At 32.4% G+C, this 16402-nt stretch carries 18 protein-coding genes and 1 rRNA gene; all 19 read left to right on the top strand.

The genetic code is table 11. From position 1 onward, the window contains the following. Positions 1-34 precede the first annotated feature (34 nt). Complete coding sequence (locus tag BUB51_RS03720) at positions 35-436, top strand: cobalamin B12-binding domain-containing protein (RefSeq protein WP_035163007.1); 402 nt, start codon at positions 35-37, stop codon at positions 434-436. Positions 437-459: 23 nt separating this feature from the next. Continuing rightward, entirely contained in the window at positions 460-1395 is a 936-nt protein-coding gene (gene meaB, locus BUB51_RS03715; protein WP_073195611.1) for a methylmalonyl Co-A mutase-associated GTPase MeaB, read from the top strand. A gap of 13 nt (positions 1396-1408) precedes the next feature. Then, entirely contained in the window at positions 1409-1810 is a 402-nt protein-coding gene (mce, locus tag BUB51_RS03710; protein WP_073195610.1) for a methylmalonyl-CoA epimerase, read from the top strand. Between the two features lie 23 nt (positions 1811-1833). Further along, a complete protein-coding gene (locus tag BUB51_RS03705; protein WP_073195608.1) occupies positions 1834-3381 on the top strand; it encodes an acyl-CoA carboxylase subunit beta in 1548 nt (515 codons plus the stop codon). Positions 3382-3394: 13 nt separating this feature from the next. Beyond that, entirely contained in the window at positions 3395-3766 is a 372-nt protein-coding gene (locus tag BUB51_RS03700; RefSeq protein ID WP_083599495.1) for an OadG family protein, read from the top strand. Between the two features lie 12 nt (positions 3767-3778). Next, positions 3779-4186 carry a DUF2118 domain-containing protein gene (locus BUB51_RS03695; RefSeq protein ID WP_073195605.1) on the top strand — a complete coding sequence of 136 codons (408 nt, stop codon included), beginning with the start codon at positions 3779-3781 and terminating at the stop codon, positions 4184-4186. Positions 4187-4219: 33 nt separating this feature from the next. Next, the gene (locus BUB51_RS03690; RefSeq protein ID WP_200791885.1) at positions 4220-5401 is read left to right on the top strand and encodes a sodium ion-translocating decarboxylase subunit beta; all 1182 of its coding nucleotides are present in this window, start codon (positions 4220-4222) and stop codon (positions 5399-5401) included. A gap of 125 nt (positions 5402-5526) precedes the next feature. Further along, on the top strand, positions 5527-6387 hold the full coding sequence (locus tag BUB51_RS03685; protein ID WP_073195603.1) for a carboxypeptidase-like regulatory domain-containing protein: 861 nt from the start codon (positions 5527-5529) through the stop codon (positions 6385-6387). 23 nt (positions 6388-6410) lie between these two features. Beyond that, positions 6411-7301 carry a carboxypeptidase-like regulatory domain-containing protein gene (locus BUB51_RS03680; protein WP_073195601.1) on the top strand — a complete coding sequence of 297 codons (891 nt, stop codon included), beginning with the start codon at positions 6411-6413 and terminating at the stop codon, positions 7299-7301. Between the two features lie 55 nt (positions 7302-7356). Next, a complete protein-coding gene (locus tag BUB51_RS03675) occupies positions 7357-8172 on the top strand; it encodes an MSCRAMM family protein (RefSeq protein ID WP_073195599.1) in 816 nt (271 codons plus the stop codon). 89 nt (positions 8173-8261) lie between these two features. Then, positions 8262-9242, top strand: coding sequence for a biotin--[acetyl-CoA-carboxylase] ligase (locus BUB51_RS03670; RefSeq protein WP_073195597.1), 981 nt, complete (start codon positions 8262-8264; stop codon positions 9240-9242). A 128-nt stretch (positions 9243-9370) separates the two neighbouring features. Then, complete coding sequence (locus tag BUB51_RS03665) at positions 9371-10147, top strand: type III pantothenate kinase (RefSeq protein WP_479722835.1); 777 nt, start codon at positions 9371-9373, stop codon at positions 10145-10147. A gap of 46 nt (positions 10148-10193) precedes the next feature. Then, positions 10194-11162 carry a tRNA dihydrouridine synthase DusB gene (gene dusB, locus BUB51_RS03660; RefSeq protein WP_073195593.1) on the top strand — a complete coding sequence of 323 codons (969 nt, stop codon included), beginning with the start codon at positions 10194-10196 and terminating at the stop codon, positions 11160-11162. Between the two features lie 106 nt (positions 11163-11268). Further along, the gene (locus BUB51_RS03655; RefSeq protein WP_200791884.1) at positions 11269-11799 is read left to right on the top strand and encodes a transcriptional regulator; all 531 of its coding nucleotides are present in this window, start codon (positions 11269-11271) and stop codon (positions 11797-11799) included. Positions 11800-11804: 5 nt separating this feature from the next. Continuing rightward, positions 11805-12731, top strand: coding sequence for a quinate 5-dehydrogenase (locus BUB51_RS03650; RefSeq protein ID WP_073195589.1), 927 nt, complete (start codon positions 11805-11807; stop codon positions 12729-12731). A 144-nt stretch (positions 12732-12875) separates the two neighbouring features. Beyond that, positions 12876-13700, top strand: a complete 825-nt coding sequence (locus BUB51_RS03645) for a hypothetical protein (RefSeq protein ID WP_073195587.1) — start codon at positions 12876-12878, stop codon at positions 13698-13700. Between the two features lie 189 nt (positions 13701-13889). Next, positions 13890-14366 carry a transcription elongation factor GreA gene (gene greA / locus BUB51_RS03640; RefSeq protein WP_035165199.1) on the top strand — a complete coding sequence of 159 codons (477 nt, stop codon included), beginning with the start codon at positions 13890-13892 and terminating at the stop codon, positions 14364-14366. A gap of 16 nt (positions 14367-14382) precedes the next feature. Then, positions 14383-15864: a lysine--tRNA ligase gene (gene lysS, locus BUB51_RS03635; RefSeq protein WP_035165201.1), complete on the top strand. Its 1482-nt coding sequence runs from the start codon at positions 14383-14385 to the stop codon at positions 15862-15864. Between the two features lie 269 nt (positions 15865-16133). Next, positions 16134-16402, top strand: a 16S ribosomal RNA gene (locus BUB51_RS03630); the annotation flags it as partial.

Below are 16402 nucleotides of genomic sequence, written 5' to 3'. Positions count from 1 at the left end.
AAAATTTATATCATTATCTTGAGGAGGTTTAATAATGAGTGAAAGACCTATTAGAGTGCTAGTGGCTAAACCAGGATTAGACGGACATGATAGAGGAGCAAAGGTAATTGCTAGAGCGCTTAGAGATGCTGGAATGGAGGTTATCTATACAGGTTTAAGACAAACACCGGAACAAATTGTTGCAGCTGCTATTCAAGAAGACGTGGATGTAGTAGCTATGAGTATATTATCTGGAGCGCATAATCATTTGTTTCCAAAAGTAGTTAATTTATTAAGAGAACAGGGAGCCGAAGATGTTTTGGTAGTAGGCGGCGGAGTTATTCCTGATGATGATATACCTTTCTTGAAAGAAGCGGGAATATCAGAGATATTTACTCCTGGTACTCCTACATCTGCGGTAATAGATTATATTAGGGAACATGTTAAAAGAAAATAGCAACTTTTAGGTGGTGCAGTGCTTTGAATTTCGAAAAAAGACTACTTGAAGGGGATAAAAGAGCCTGTGCAAGACTTATATCGATGTTTGAGATGGGCAATAGTGAAGCTATAGATATTATTAAGAGACTCTATAAACATACGGGAAAGGCTCATGTTATTGGTATAACAGGACCACCTGGTGGTGGTAAAAGTACTTTAACAGATAAATTAGTAAAAGAATTGAGAAAAAGAGGTAAAAAGGTTGGAATAATCGCAATAGACCCTACTAGTCCGTTTACAGGTGGAGCAATATTAGGTGATAGAGTAAGGATGCAAGATTTAGCAACCGATCCGGGAGTATTTATTAGAAGTATGGGTACTAGAGGTTCATTAGGAGGACTTTCAAAAGCAACGTATGGAGCAGTTAAGATACTAGATATTTTCGGAGTAGATTATATTTTTATCGAGACTGTTGGAGTTGGACAATCTGAAGTTGATATAGTTAAAATAGCAGATACTGTTGTTATGATTATGGTGCCGGGATTGGGAGATGATATACAGGCTATAAAGGCTGGTATTATGGAAATAGGAGATATATTTGCAGTAAATAAGAGTGATTTAGATGGAGCAGACAGAACGGCTTTAGAAATAGAGATGATGCTTAAGTTTGGAGAAAACGAAGGTTGGAAGCCACCTGTGCTTAAAGTATCGGCATTTAATAATACGGGGATTGATGATCTTTTAGAAAAAATAATTGAGCATAAAAAATATATGCTTAATTCTTGTGAATTTGACAGACGCCGACTAGCAAATGCTAAATTAGAGGTGTTGAAATTAGTAGAAGAAAAGCTTATGGCTATGGTACTTAAAAAGACTAGTACGGGAGATTATTTGAATAGTTTATCTAAAAAAATTGCAGAAAGGGAAATAGATCCCTATACTGCTAGTGATAAAATTATTACTATGTTAGGAGAATGAGGAGGATAAAAAAATGGTTAAAAAGGTAGATCATATTGGTATAGCAGTTAAAAATCTAGAAGAAACTTTAAAGTTTTATAAAGAAGTATTGGGTTTAGAATTAAATGGGATTGAGATAGTTGAGCAGCAAAAAGTAAAAGTTGCTTTTTTACCAATTGGTGATACTGAAATTGAGCTTTTAGAATCAACAGATAAAGAAGGACCTATAGCAAAATATATTGAGAAAAAAGGAGAGGGAATTCAACATATAGCTTATAGAGTTGATGATATAGAAAAGGCAATAGAAGAAATGAAAAGTAAAGGTATTAGAATGATAGATGAAAAACCGAGGTATGGAGCAGGTGGGGCAAAAATAGCTTTCTTGCATCCAAAGAGTACTTATGGTGTGTTAATTGAGCTATGTCAGAGAGATTAATTTATACCTAAGGGGGTAAATTCATGTCAATTGAAAAAGTAGAAAAACTTAAGGCGGCTAAAGAGAAGATTAGATTAGGCGGTGGAATTGATAAAATAGAGAAGCAGCATAAAAGTGGTAAGTTGACAGCGAGAGAAAGAATAAATTTATTACTTGATGAAGGAAGTTTTATTGAATTAGATACTTTTGTTGAACATAGATGTACTAATTTTGGAATGGATAAAAAGAAGGCACCGGGAGAAGGTGTAGTTACTGGATATGGTACAATTGACGGCAGACTTGTATTTGTTTATGCTCAAGACTTTACTGTTATAGGCGGTTCATTAGGAGAAATGCATGCTGCTAAAATCTGCAAAGTTCAGGATATGGCATTAAAAATGGGAGCACCTATAATTGGATTGAATGATTCAGGGGGAGCTAGAATACAGGAAGGTGTAGATGCTCTATCTGGCTATGGAAAGATATTTTATAAAAATACTATATCATCTGGAGTTATTCCTCAAATATCGGTAATCATGGGACCATGTGCAGGTGGAGCCGTATATTCACCAGCACTTACAGATTTTATATTTATGATAGAGAATACGAGTAAAATGTTTATTACAGGGCCTCAAGTTATAAAAACTGTAACTGGAGAAGATGTTTCTGCAGAAAAATTAGGAGGGGCTATGACTCACAATAGCATAAGTGGAGTTGCACATTTTGTCGATAGCACAGAAGAGGACGCTATAAATAGAATAAAAAAATTATTAAGCTTTTTACCGTCAAATAATCTAGAGGATCCTCCAGTATTTGATACCGAGGATGATATGAATAGAATAGATGAGATATTAAACGAGATTGTACCTGATAATCCTAACAAACCATATGATATGAAAGAGATAATAAAAATAATAGCTGACAATGGAGATTTCTTTGAAGTACAGCCTTATTTTGCTCAAAATATTATAACGGGCTTTATAAGATTAAATGGTAAATCAGTTGGGGTAATTGCAAACCAACCTAAAGTGCTCGCTGGCTGTTTAGATATTAATGCTTCAGATAAAGCTTCTAGATTTATAAGGACTTGTGATGCTTTTAATATACCATTATTAAATTTAGTAGATGTTCCAGGATTTTTGCCGGGGACAGATCAAGAATACGGTGGAATTATAAGGCATGGAGCAAAAATGTTATATGCATATAGTGAGGCTACTGTACCAAAGGTTACTTTAGTTATAAGAAAGGCGTATGGTGGTTCGTATCTCGCAATGTGCAGTAAGGATATGGGTGCAGATTTAGTGTTTGCATGGCCTAATGCAGAAATAGCTGTTATGGGACCTGAAGGAGCGGCAAATATTATTTTCAGAAAAGAAATACAGAATTCAGAAGACCCATTAGCTACAAGGACTGAGAAGATTAAAGAGTATAGAGATACAGTAGCGAATCCGTATGTGGCTGCTTCGAGAGGATTTGTCGATGATGTAATTGAACCTATGACTACAAGGCAAAGAGTCATTAGTGCCTTTGATATGTTATCAAGTAAAAGGGAAAATAGACCGGCTAAAAAGCACGGAAACATACCCCTATAAAGAGGTGATATAGTTGTTAGGAGATAATATTACTATTGGGCAAGTTTTGATAGTTACAGTATTTAGCATGGGGATAGTTTTTTTGGCATTGCTCGTTATTTCTTATATTATAGATGGATTCAGATTTGTTTTCTATAAAGAAAATAAAGGAGTAGATAAGAGGCAAAAAAAATCTATTGAACCTGAAAAAATTGAGCCAAAAGAAATTTTTAATGAAGAAGAGGATGATGAGGAGCTAGTGGCAGTCATAACGGCTGCTATTGCGACAAATATTTCTAGACCGGCTTCTGAAATCAAGATAAGAAATATAAAAAGAGTACCTACGAATACGCCAGTTTGGGCTAGAGCTGGTAGATTTAAGCAGTTTGAATTAATCGATAGATAAGGAGGCTAAAAAATGAAAAAATATATAATTACAGTTAATGGTAAGAAATACGAGGTTGAGGTGGAGGAAGTAAGACAAGAAGCATCAGAAAGAGTAAGTAGGCCTGTTGTTGATAAACCAGTTGCTGAAATGCCAAAAAAAGAAGTGAAAAAAGAGCCAAAAGTTGAGCCTAAAAAAGAAGTAGAAGAAAAGTATGTTCCAGAGGGAGCTGAAACAGTAGAAGCTCCAATGCCAGGAACTATATTGGATATAAAAGTTAAAGAGGGAGATAATGTAAAGAGTGGTCAAGTTTTAGTGATACTTGAAGCTATGAAAATGGAAAATGAAATAGTAGCACCAAGAGATGGAAAAGTGGTTAGCATAAATACAACTAAAGGTGCTTCTGTAAATGCAGGAGATTCATTAGTATCACTTGAATAAATTTAAATATACTAGAAAGTGGGGTAAACCTAAATGTTTTTGGATATACTTAGGCAGTTTTGGACAAGCACAGGTTTTTCTGCATTAACCATAAAAGAAGTTGTAATGATAGGGATTGCCTCCGGACTTCTTTATTTGGCTATCAAAAAAGGATATGAGCCGTATTTATTAATACCTATTGCTTTTGGTATGCTGCTTACCAATTTACCATTAGGGGGTCTTATGGCTGAACCTGTAAAAGAGATAGTGAAAGACCCAGTAACAGGTCAAATGGTATATAAAACCAAAGAAGTAGGAGGATTATTATATTACTTGTATCAGGGAACGAAATTAGGTATTTATCCACCGATAATCTTTCTATGTGTAGGTGCAATGACAGATTTTGGGCCATTAATTGCTAATCCCAGAAGTTTACTTTTAGGAGCAGCTGCACAATTTGGTATATTTTTTACTTTTATTGGAGCTAAATTCTTGGGATTTACAGGACCTGAAGCTGCATCTATAGGTATAATTGGAGGGGCGGATGGACCTACTGCACTATATTTAACAACTAGATTAGCTCCCCATCTACTAGGAGCTATAGCGGTAGCTGCATATTCTTATATGGCATTGGTTCCAATTATACAGCCGCCGATTATGAGATTACTAACAACCGAACAAGAGAGAAAAGTTAAGATGCAGCAGCTAAGACCGGTTTCAAAAAAGGAAAAAATTATTTTTCCTATAGTTGTTGCTACATTTAGTATATTATTGTTGCCATCTTCGGCGCCACTTCTTGGAATGCTTATGTTTGGCAACTTGATTAGAGAATCTGGTGTAGTTGAAAGACTTTCAAATACTGCACAAAATGCACTATCTAATATAATTACAATTTTCTTAGGATTAACAGTTGGTGCTACAGCTAAAGCTGATTCTTTTATTGATATAACCACAATTAAGATAATTGTACTAGGATTAATAGCTTTTTCAATAGGGACAGCAGCAGGAGTTTTATTTGGAAAGATTATGTATAAAGTATCTGGAGGTAAAGTAAATCCATTAATAGGTGCTGCTGGAGTATCAGCGGTTCCTATGGCGGCTAGGGTTGTTCAAAAAGTTGGGCAAGAAGAAAATCCATCCAATTTCCTTTTAATGCATGCTATGGGACCAAATGTTGCAGGGGTTATAGGTTCTGCAATAGCAGCTGGAGTATTATTGATGTTCTTTGGAAGTTAAAAGAGGACTCTGATTAGAGTCCTTTTTATTTTGCATATTTTCAGTTTGAATATGTAACGGCTTACTTAAAACTATCATATATATAAATCAGGAAAAGCATAATAGAGAAAAAAGGGGGCATTAGAATGTCTGAATTATATAAACTGACACAATCTCAATTAGGTGAAATTCAAGATATAGGGCAAGAAATACGTTTAGACGTTCAGCTTGATGAAAACCCATATCTCAATACGGGTTCAATAACAGGTACTGTCACAGATCCAAATGGCGATCCAGTTGAAAATGCTTTAGTAAAAGTATTAGATAAAGATCACAATCCTTTGTATCACACATTAACAGACGCATATGGGAAATATGATATTTCGAATATTGCACCAGCATCTGAATTGCATGTTCATGTTACAAAGCAGGGTTATCTATTAAGCGAATCTGATCCTGTAGCTATTGCAGCAGGACAGACAATAGTTGTAGATCAGGTATTACAGCCAGACCCTGATGCAAATAAATCTGCAATTGCAGGAGAAGTATTTGATATCAATGGTAATCCTCTAGTTAATATTATGGTAACTTTGATACAAATAGAGAATGAACAAGAGATTATTAAAGCAATAACTGGTACAAATGAATACGGTCAGTATGCTTTTATAAACCTTGATTTAGGAAATTATTTTGTCAGATTATCCGGACAGGGCTATAAAACAACAGAAGTTGAACTCCATATACTACAGCCGAGTTCAATAACTAAGATACAAACAACACTACAAGTTGCTCCAGAACAGTCTACAGGAACTATTAATGGTATCATAAAAGATTCACAAGGAAATCCTATCGAGGGAGCAATTGTTGTACTTTATGAAGTAACAGGGGATCCAGAAAATCCAACATTAATTCCTAGAAGATATACTAGAACTATTTCAGGTGGAGTTTACTTGTTTGGCGATGTTCCGCAAGGCAAATATATAGTAAAAGCAAATAAAGAACAATAATAATGATAGAGAGGTGATAATATATGGCTGAATGTAAAGAATTATATAAATTAGGGCAGTCTGAAACTCGTTCGTTAGTTGATCTAGGCGAAGAGATTAGGATAGACTTACAACTTGAAGATAATATCCATATTGATCAGGGTACTGTATTTGGTAAAGTAACTGACGGCAATGGCAATCCTATAGAAGGAGTTACAGTTAAGATAACAGATAATCAATATAATCCTTTATACCATGGCGTTACAGACGTTAACGGAGAATATACGATAAGTGGAGTATCTCCTGAAGAACAATATTTGATATTTGCTACTAAAGATGGGTTTAATATTATTCAAGGTATATCTTTTGCAATGCAAGCAGGTCAGCAAATAGAAAGAAATTTCACACTTGCTCCTGTATCTAGTACAAATAATAGTTTAATAGCTGGGGATGTAACAGATGAGCAGGGTACACCATTACAAGGAGCAGTGGTAAGACTCGTTGACAATACAGATCCTAATAATCCTCAAATATTGAAAACAACTTATACTAACGAATATGGACAGTTTGTATTCTTCGATCTTGCACAGGGAATTTATTCTGTATCGACTAGTAAATTAGGTTATACAAGTGTAGATATAAACGTAATTATAGATGCACCATTCCAGGTAAGAAATATTGTTGTTTCACTGCCAATCGATCCAATTACCAGAAAAGGAACAATAAACGGTATTATAAAAGACAAAGATGGAGCTCCAATTGAAGGCGCATTTGTAATACTATTCAGGGTTGATACAGACGAAGAAGGCAAAGAGATTTTAACTCCTATTAGAATGACTAAAACAAATAGTGAGGGACTATATATATTTGAACAAGTTGAACAAGGCAATTATAAGATTAAAGCTAATAAACAGATTCCAGAGGCAACAGCATAGATTACGGGCATATAGTTTATCTATATGCCTATGTACATAAAAAGTAGGTGAAATTATGGAAAAGTATATTTTAGGTCAATCTGAAATGAAAGAATTAAATAAAGAAAATCCTGAAATAAGAATAGATTTATATTTAGAGGAGAATAAATATTTTGAAAATGCTTTAATTTATGGACATATTAGGAACGACAGAGGCAGTCCATTAGAAGGTGTTAAGATAAAATTTGTAGATGAAAATGGTAATATAATTGGTTATGTATATAGTAGCAATGACGGATATTATACATATAATGGCGTTAAATTAAATACTAAAATTAGAATCGAAGCAGAAAAAAACGGGTATAAACTTCATAGAAGTTGCTATATAAACATAAAATCAAGACGTATTATATATAACATTATATTAGAAGAAGAAGCATATAAATTTACTCTGATAACAGGACATGTATTTGATGAATGTAAAAGGCCAATAGCTTATATTACGATTACATTATTCAAAAATGAAAAACTTTATAAATATACATGTACAAATAAATATGGGCAATTTATTTTTTCAAGTATAGTAAAAGGGAAATATAAATTAGTTATAAATGATTCGAAATATTGTTCTTATGAGACAATTTTAGATATAGAGGATTTAAAACGCATATATAAAGTAGACATATTATTGGAGGATAGAGTTAGCAAGACTAAAATCAATGGGAATATTTATGATGAGAATAATACACCTATAGAAGATGCATTGGTTATTTTGTATAAAATAGAAAAAGATAAATACATTCCTATAGATTTCAGGTTTACTGATGAATTTGGGAAATATGAATTCGAAGATATGCCATATGGCGATTATATTGTAAAAGCAGTTTATTAAAAAATATGGAAGATTATTACCATATTTTTTTTTGCAAATGATATAATATTATTGTGTTTAAGAAATACTCTTGTTGAGGAGGAAAAATAGTGAAAGATGAAATTTTAAAACTGCTTAAAGAAAATAATGAGTTTGTTTCTGGGCAGGATATTAGTGATTCTTTGAATGTAAGTAGAACGGCAATATGGAAGTACATAAATCAATTGAGAGAAGAAGGGTACTTAATTGATTCGGTTACACGAAAAGGGTACAAGTTAATCTATACACCAGATATATTGACTTATGGAGAGATTGCAGAATATTTAGAAACAGACTATATTGGAAGAAAGATAATACATTTCGATAGTATAGATTCAACAAATATTAAAGCCAAACAATTAGCAGCTGAAGGTGCAAAAGAAGGCACAGTTGTTATAGCGGAAGAACAGACTATGGGGAGAGGAAGATTGGGGAGAGGATGGGTATCTCCAAAAGGCAAGGGAATTTGGATGTCTATAATACTTAGACCGAATATTGATCCAATAGATGCCTCAAAAGTAACACAGATAGGAGCTGCTGCTGTCTGGAGTGCACTTAGCAAGGTGGGAGTAGATGCTTATATAAAATGGCCAAATGACATAGTATTAAATGGCAAAAAAGTCTGTGGCATTTTGACAGAAATGAGTGCTGAACTTAATAGAATAAATTATTTAGTTATAGGTATAGGGGTAAATGTAAATATTAATTCGCAGGAAATTCCTAAAGAAATAAATAATATTGCTACTTCTATTAAGGCTGAAGTAGGACATGATGTAGACAGAAAGTTTATTACGGCTGAAATTCTTAATAATTTCGAGAGATTTTATAATGAACTCATTAAATATGGTAGTATAAAAACTTCAATAGAAATATGTAGAAAAGCTTCGATTTTATTAGGAAGAGAAATAAAAATTATTACGAATAAGGGAGAAAGAAGAGCTAAAGCTATAGACATAACAGAACAAGGAGAGTTGTTAATAGAAGAAAATGGGAAAATTGAAAAACTAATATCAGGAGAGATATCAGTAAGAGGAATATATGGATATGTATAATTTTAGATGAACTACTTATAGACTAATTCGATATTAATAATTTTTAATTTGTATTGAATAAAGACTTTGAAATTGCTAAAATTTAAATAAACTATATTCGAGATTGTATATAAATAGCGAAGGAGAAGGTGGATATTTTGATATTAGTATTTGATGTTGGGAATACAAATATTGTACTAGGGGTTTACGAAGGTAAAAATTTATTAAAATATTGGAGAATTTCTACTGATAAGAATAAAACTTCAGATGAATATGGTATGCTTATTAATCAATTATTTGAATATAATGGTTTTAAGCTTAATGAAATTGAAGCTGTTGTAATATCTTCAGTAGTACCACCGCTTATGTATTCGTTACAGGCAATGTCGATAAAATATTGTAATAAAGAGCCGCTTATAGTTGGACCCGGAATTAAAACTGGAATGAATATCAGGTATGATGACCCTAAACAGGTAGGTGCCGATAGAATTGTAAATGCCATTGCAGCATATGAAAAATATGGAGGACCTACTATAATAGTCGATTTTGGTACAGCTACAACTTTTTGTGCAGTATCTGAAGAAGGAGATTATCTGGGTGGAGCTATTGCACCGGGCATTAAAATATCAAGTGAAGCTCTTTTTCAAAGGGCAGCTAAACTTCCGAAAATTGAATTAGTAAAACCTAAAACTGTTATTTGTAAGAATACCGTAAACAGTATGCAGTCAGGTATAATATATGGATATGTAGGTATGGTTGATTATATTGTTGAACGAATGAAAAAAGAGATGAAAGGAGAAGTAAAAAATGTTGTATGTACTGGGGGATTGTCTACTTTAATTGCAAGCGAGTCAAAAACTATTAATAGAGTAGATAAGTTATTAACATTAGAAGGTTTGAGAATAATATATGAAAGAAACAAGTAGCCTTATAAGGCTACTTTTTTGACGAAAGAAGAAATGAGGTGGGATAGTGAAAATAGGTAATATTGAGACGAAAAATAATGTTTTTCTTGCTCCTATGGCAGGTATTACGGACATGGCATTTAGATTAATCTGTAGTGAATTAGGCGCTGGTCTCGTTTATAGTGAAATGATAAGTTCAAAAGGTCTTTACTATGAAGATAAGAAAACTTACGAATTAATGAAAATAGATAAAAATGAAAGACCGATAGCATTGCAAATATTTGGGCACGAACCAGATATTATGGCTCATGTAGTATTATCGGTATTAAATAAACGAGATGATATTGACATTATTGATATAAATATGGGATGTCCAGCACCTAAGATAGTTAAAAATGGGGATGGTAGTGCTTTGTTAAAAGAACCAAAGATAGTTAGACAGATTGTAAGAGCGGTTGTTAAAGCATCAAATAAACCTGTTACTGTAAAGATAAGAATGGGATGGGATGAAAAAAATATAAATGCAGTAGAAATAGCTAAAATTATTGAAGAAGAAGGTGCATCATTAGTAGTTATACATGGCAGAACTAGAGAACAATTTTATTCTGGGAAGGCAAATTGGGATATAATTAGAGAGGTTAAAAATAATGTGTCGATTCCAGTTGTGGGCAATGGAGATATTTTTATTCCTGAGGATGCTAAAAGAATGATTGATTATACAGGCTGTGATGGAGTAATGATAGGCAGAGGAAGTCAGGGAAACCCTTGGATTTTTAAAAGGATTGTAGCACTTATTGAAGATGGTGAGGAAATACCTCCGCCAACGAATCGTGAGAAAATAGATATGGCTATAAAACATCTCGAATTATTAATTAAATTAAAAGGAGAAAAGATTGCAGTTAGAGAAATGAGAAAACATATTGGTTGGTATATTAAGGGGATGCCTAAAGCAGCAGATATGAGAAGAAGGATAAATACTATTGATAATAAAGATGAAATTATAGATGTTTTGAATAAATATTTGGAGAATTTATAAGATGGTTAAGGGCATAGCTATCTTTTTCCTTTATAAAAATTATATAAGATGGTAATATATAAATATGAGCTCAATGTTGTGCACATATAGAGAGGGGAGTATGATATTGGATATTATTAGAATTGGGGATAAGGTAATAGATATAAATAAAATATATAGAAATATTGATAAAATTATTGAATTAAGAATAAGAGGGAAATCACAACAGGAAGTTGCAAATATTTTAGGGATTCAGAGAACGTTTATTTCTAGACTAGAAAGATTAGGAGAAATAAGAAAGGGAAAGAGTGTAGCTTTAATTGGATTTCCAATAAAAAATAAAGAAGAAGTAGAAAACATCTGTTTAAAATATGGTGTTGAATATGTTTTTTTAATGTCAGAAGAAGAACGGTGGAGCTTTATACAGAACAAAAGCAGATTAGAACTGTTTAATAAGGTATTAGAGATTATAGCAGAATTAAGGAATTATGATTTGATTATTACACTATTTTCTGACATGAGAAATTCTCTAGTACATAAACTGCTAGATAGAGAAATTATATCAATAGACATAGGTAAATCTCCTTTAACAGAAGATATTGAAATCGATATTAGGACTATAGAAAATATTCTTAAATTAGTTAGGGATAGGGGGTAAACGTTTTGAAGAGAGTTGTAAGTGTTAGTTTAGGTTCATCTAAGAGAAATCATAAGGTAAAAGTTAATCTTTTTGGAGAGGATTTTATAATAGAAAGAATTGGAACGGATGGCGATAAAGATAAGGCCATAGAACTGATTAAGGAATTAGATGGTAAGATTGATGCTTTTGGAATGGGTGGAATAGATATTTATTTAACCTGTAAAGATAAAAGGTATATAATAAAAGATTCACTTCCAATTAAAGCGGCTGCTAAAAAAACTCCAATGCTAGATGGTACTTTTTTGAAGAATACATTAGAGAAGAGAGTTATAAGGTATATAAGTGAAAATAATATTATCGACTTGAAAGATAAAAGGGTTCTTATTACATCGGCACTAGATAGGTATGGCATGGCTGAAGCTTTCCAAGAAGCTGGTAGTGATGTAGTCTATGGAGATGCTATATTTGCTTTAGGAATACCTATAAGAATCAAATCATATAATACATTGTATAATGTAGCAAGAATAATTGCTCCTATAGCTGTTAAGATGCCGTTTGAAATATTATATCCTACTGGACAAAAACAAAATAAATCTGTAGATAGTAAATTTTCTAAATATTATTACGAGGCAGATATAATAGCTGGTGATTTTAATTATATAAAAAGATATATGCCTGAAAATATGAAAGAGAAGATTATAATAACAAATACAGTAACGCCATATGATATAGATGATATGAAGAATAGAGGAGTTAAAATGTTGATAACTACTACTCCTGAATTTGAAGGCAGATCATTTGGTACAAATGTAATGGAAGCTATGATAGTTGCTTTTTTAGGGAAAAGACCTGATGAAATGACTAGTGAAGATTTTAATAAAGCTCTAGATACTTTAGATTTCAAACCAAGAATAGAATATTTAAATGATATGGAGGGGATTTTAGTTTGATACTAAGAGGGGATTGTATGGCAGGGTAAGTGGATTTATATTTTAGAGCCGCAATACTATAAAAAATTTATTAAAAGAGGAATAATAAAAATTATTCCTGATGGAGTCCTATTTGCTTTAAAGGAAAGGATAAAACCTAAGGTTGTGTGTAAATATGTAAATGATAACAATGAAGTGAAGGGGTATGGGGTAGGGATTTTTCTTGAAGATGAATATGATGATTATGATGGGATTATTAATAGAATATTGAACGGGATTAACTATTTAAATTTAAGGGACATAGATAGAATTTTTTTATATAGAATTGATTTACTTAATAGTAATAGTATCAAATTTGTTCAACAGGAATATAATATTAAGGTATGTGACGGTAGAGAGCTAAAATGTAAAGTAATAATATATGCATTAAAAAAACTTCTTAAAGAAAAATATGACTTATTCAAAGATAAAGAGATTCTTATTATAAGTGATAATACAGATTTAAGTAGGAACATAGTTTTTGAAATTGCAAAAGAATTTAAATATGTTACAGTTTTAGGGAAAGATGAAAAATTTATTATTGAATTGGCGGACGATATTCTAAATGAAACGGGGCTTTCTATATATACGGCACAGTTTATTAAAAAGTTAAATAAATACAATATAATTGTCAATCTAAATAGTAAATTAAATTTAAATGTGTCAGACATCTATAGCAGTAGTATTATATTTGATTTTAGTATTGAGAGAGTGATATTTAAGGAAATGAGTAGAATTGGAAAGAAGGCGGTAGTAATAACCGATTTTATATTTAAGATGAATCAAAATATAAAAAGTATACCGTCAGGTTATGAATTTAATAAAGAGATACCTTCATATTTCTATCAGAGTATACAAATGTTTAATTCCAGAGATTTAGTAAAAGTTGAAATTAATAATAAAAGATATAGGTTTAAAGAAGCTAGAAAAATAATTTTTGGGCATGTATAGGTAAATTTGTATTATTATATTAAATAAGTTGATTAACCTCTTGACAATGTTATACAGCTAAATTATAATAGTCATCATACAAAAGATGGGCTAGCACTGTAAAAAAATTACGGTGCTTATTATTTAAGACGAATAATATCAAAAATAATCAAAATTAGATAAAATTGGTCGTGAAGGGGAGAGAGTAAAGTGGCAGATAAAGAAGTAGTTTTAACCCTAGAGGGTTTAAAAAAGATTGAAGATGAATTAGAACATCTTAAAACAGTTAAAAGAAAAGAGGTAGCCGAAAGGATCAAGCATGCACTTGCATTTGGAGATATTAGTGAGAATTCAGAATATGATGAGGCAAAGAATGAACAAGCACAATTAGAAGAGAGAATAGCTAAGTTAGAAGGAATATTAAGAACAGCAAGAGTTATAGATGATGAAGATATTAATTTAGAAACAGTAAGTATAGGTACTAAAGTTAAGGTTAAAGATTTAGAATTTGATGAAGAAATAGAATATACTATCGTTGGATCAGCAGAAGCAGACCCTTATGAAGGAAAGATTTCTAATGAATCTCCGGTAGGGGAAGCACTAATTGGACGAAAAAAAGGTGAAATAGTAGAGGTACAGGTTCCGGATGGGGTTATTAAGTACGAGGTACTAGAGATAACTAGGTAATTTGGAGGTGTATTAAATGACATATGAAGAAAATAATCTTAATGAGATGTTAAAACTTAGAAGAGAGAAACTTAATAAACTTAGAGAAATGGGAAGAGATCCATTTAAGATAGAAAAATATGAGGTAACTCATCACAGTAAGTATATTATTGATAATTTTGATGAAATGGAAGGAAAATTTGTTTCAGTAGCAGGTAGAATCATGTCTAAAAGAGGACATGGGAAAGCAAGTTTTATTGATATACAAGATAGTGAAGGTAGAATTCAGGTTTTTGTAAAGGTTAATTTAATTGGAGAAGAAGAATATGAAATTTTTAAAACATATGATATTGGAGATATAATTGGCGTAAAGGGAGAAGTATTTAAAACAAAGAAAGGTGAGATTTCCGTAAAAGCCCAAGAAATCGTATTACTTACTAAATCATTACAAATATTACCTGAAAAATTTCATGGGCTTAAAGATCCGGATTTAAGATATAGACAGAGATATGTAGATTTAATTGTTAATCCTGAAGTAAAACAAACATTTATTTTAAGGTCGAAAATAATAAAAGCAGTTAGGGAGTACTTAGATAATAAAGGCTTCTTAGAAGTTGATACACCAATTTTAAATACTATAGCTGGAGGAGCAGCTGCTAGACCATTTATTACTCATCATAATACGTTAGATATAGATATGTACTTAAGGATTGCGAATGAACTGTACCTAAAGAGGTTGATAGTAGGTGGCTTTGACAAGGTTTATGAAATGGGCAGAATGTTTAGAAATGAAGGAATGTCAATAAAACATAATCCTGAATATACGGCTATTGAATTATATCAGGCCTATGCTGATTATGAGGATATGATGAAATTAACTGAAGAATTAGTTGCATATGTTGCAGAAAAAGCGTTAGGAACAACTAAAATAAATTATCAGGGTAAAGAAATAGATTTAACGCCGCCATGGAATAGAATGAGTATGGAAGAAGCAGTAAAGAAATATGCAGGAGTAGATTTTAGTGAAATAAATACAGATGAAGAAGCATTAAAAATAGCAAAAGAAAAGGGAATAGAAATAAAACCGGGAATGACTAGAGGGCATGTAATAAATGAGCTATTTGAGGAATATGCTGAAGAACATTTAGTTCAACCTACTTTTATTACACATCATCCGGTAGAAGTATCACCATTGGCTAAGAGGAACCCTGATGATCCGAGAATTACTAATAGATTTGAAGCATTTATTAATACATGGGAGATAGCCAATGCATTCTCTGAATTAAATGATCCAATAGATCAGAGACAGAGATTTATCGAACAATTGAAACAAAGAGAAGCAGGTGATGATGAGGCCCATATGATGGATACTGATTTCTTAAATGCTCTAGAAGTAGGTTTGCCACCAACAGGAGGATTAGGTATAGGTATAGATAGATTGATAATGATTTTAACTAATCAATCATCAATCAGAGATGTTATATTATTCCCAACTATGAAACCTGTTGATAATAAATAGTTATTTTTTAAAAGCCAAGAGTATTCCAAACTCTTGGCTTTTATGTATATAAAAATTGCAGAAAATATTCTTGACTAAATTAAAATTTTGTGGTAAATTATTTTTTGCCGTTGAGAAAAGGCAAAGTAAAAAAAGTAAAAAAAGTTGTTGACAAGGATAAAAAAATCTGCTATAGTATTAAGAGTCGGCGGCAAAAGTCGACAGAAAAATAGATTTGGTCTTTGAAAACTGAACAGTGCGGAGCAGGATTCTTTTGAGTATATAATTTTTATCTTGAGAGTTTGATCCTGGCTCAGGACGAACGCTGGCGGCGTGCCTAACACATGCAAGTCGAGCGGGTAGGTACTTTAATGAACCTTCGGGGGATTTAAAGTACTGAAAGCGGCGGACGGGTGAGTAACGCGTGGGGAACCTGCCCTATGCAGGGGGATAGCCTCGGGAAACCGGGATTAATACCCCATAACACTTATGGACCGCATGGTGCATAAGTCAAAGTGTTTAGCGGCATAGGATGGCCCCGCGTCCCATTAGCTAGTTG

The organism is Caloranaerobacter azorensis DSM 13643 (assembly GCF_900129995.1).
GTDB classification, from domain to species: domain Bacteria; phylum Bacillota; class Clostridia; order Tissierellales; family Thermohalobacteraceae; genus Caloranaerobacter; species Caloranaerobacter azorensis.
Note: the sequence above shows the minus strand (reverse complement) of the source record. Positions and strands in the feature narration are given on the sequence as shown.

What these genes read in the sequence shown, in the direction of transcription:
- mce (WP_073195610.1), top strand. Translation starts at nt 1,409, where the DNA reads ATGGTTAAAAAGGTAGATCATATTGGTATAGCAGTTAAAAATCTAGAA.
- BUB51_RS03675 (WP_073195599.1), top strand. Translation starts at nt 7,357, where the DNA reads ATGGAAAAGTATATTTTAGGTCAATCTGAAATGAAAGAATTAAATAAA.
- BUB51_RS03705 (WP_073195608.1), top strand. Translation starts at nt 1,834, where the DNA reads ATGTCAATTGAAAAAGTAGAAAAACTTAAGGCGGCTAAAGAGAAGATT.
- lysS (WP_035165201.1), top strand. Translation starts at nt 14,383, where the DNA reads ATGACATATGAAGAAAATAATCTTAATGAGATGTTAAAACTTAGAAGA.
- BUB51_RS03680 (WP_073195601.1), top strand. Translation starts at nt 6,411, where the DNA reads ATGGCTGAATGTAAAGAATTATATAAATTAGGGCAGTCTGAAACTCGT.
- BUB51_RS03685 (WP_073195603.1), top strand. Translation starts at nt 5,527, where the DNA reads ATGTCTGAATTATATAAACTGACACAATCTCAATTAGGTGAAATTCAA.
- BUB51_RS03720 (WP_035163007.1), top strand. Translation starts at nt 35, where the DNA reads ATGAGTGAAAGACCTATTAGAGTGCTAGTGGCTAAACCAGGATTAGAC.
- BUB51_RS03695 (WP_073195605.1), top strand. Translation starts at nt 3,779, where the DNA reads ATGAAAAAATATATAATTACAGTTAATGGTAAGAAATACGAGGTTGAG.
- BUB51_RS03690 (WP_200791885.1), top strand. Translation starts at nt 4,220, where the DNA reads ATGTTTTTGGATATACTTAGGCAGTTTTGGACAAGCACAGGTTTTTCT.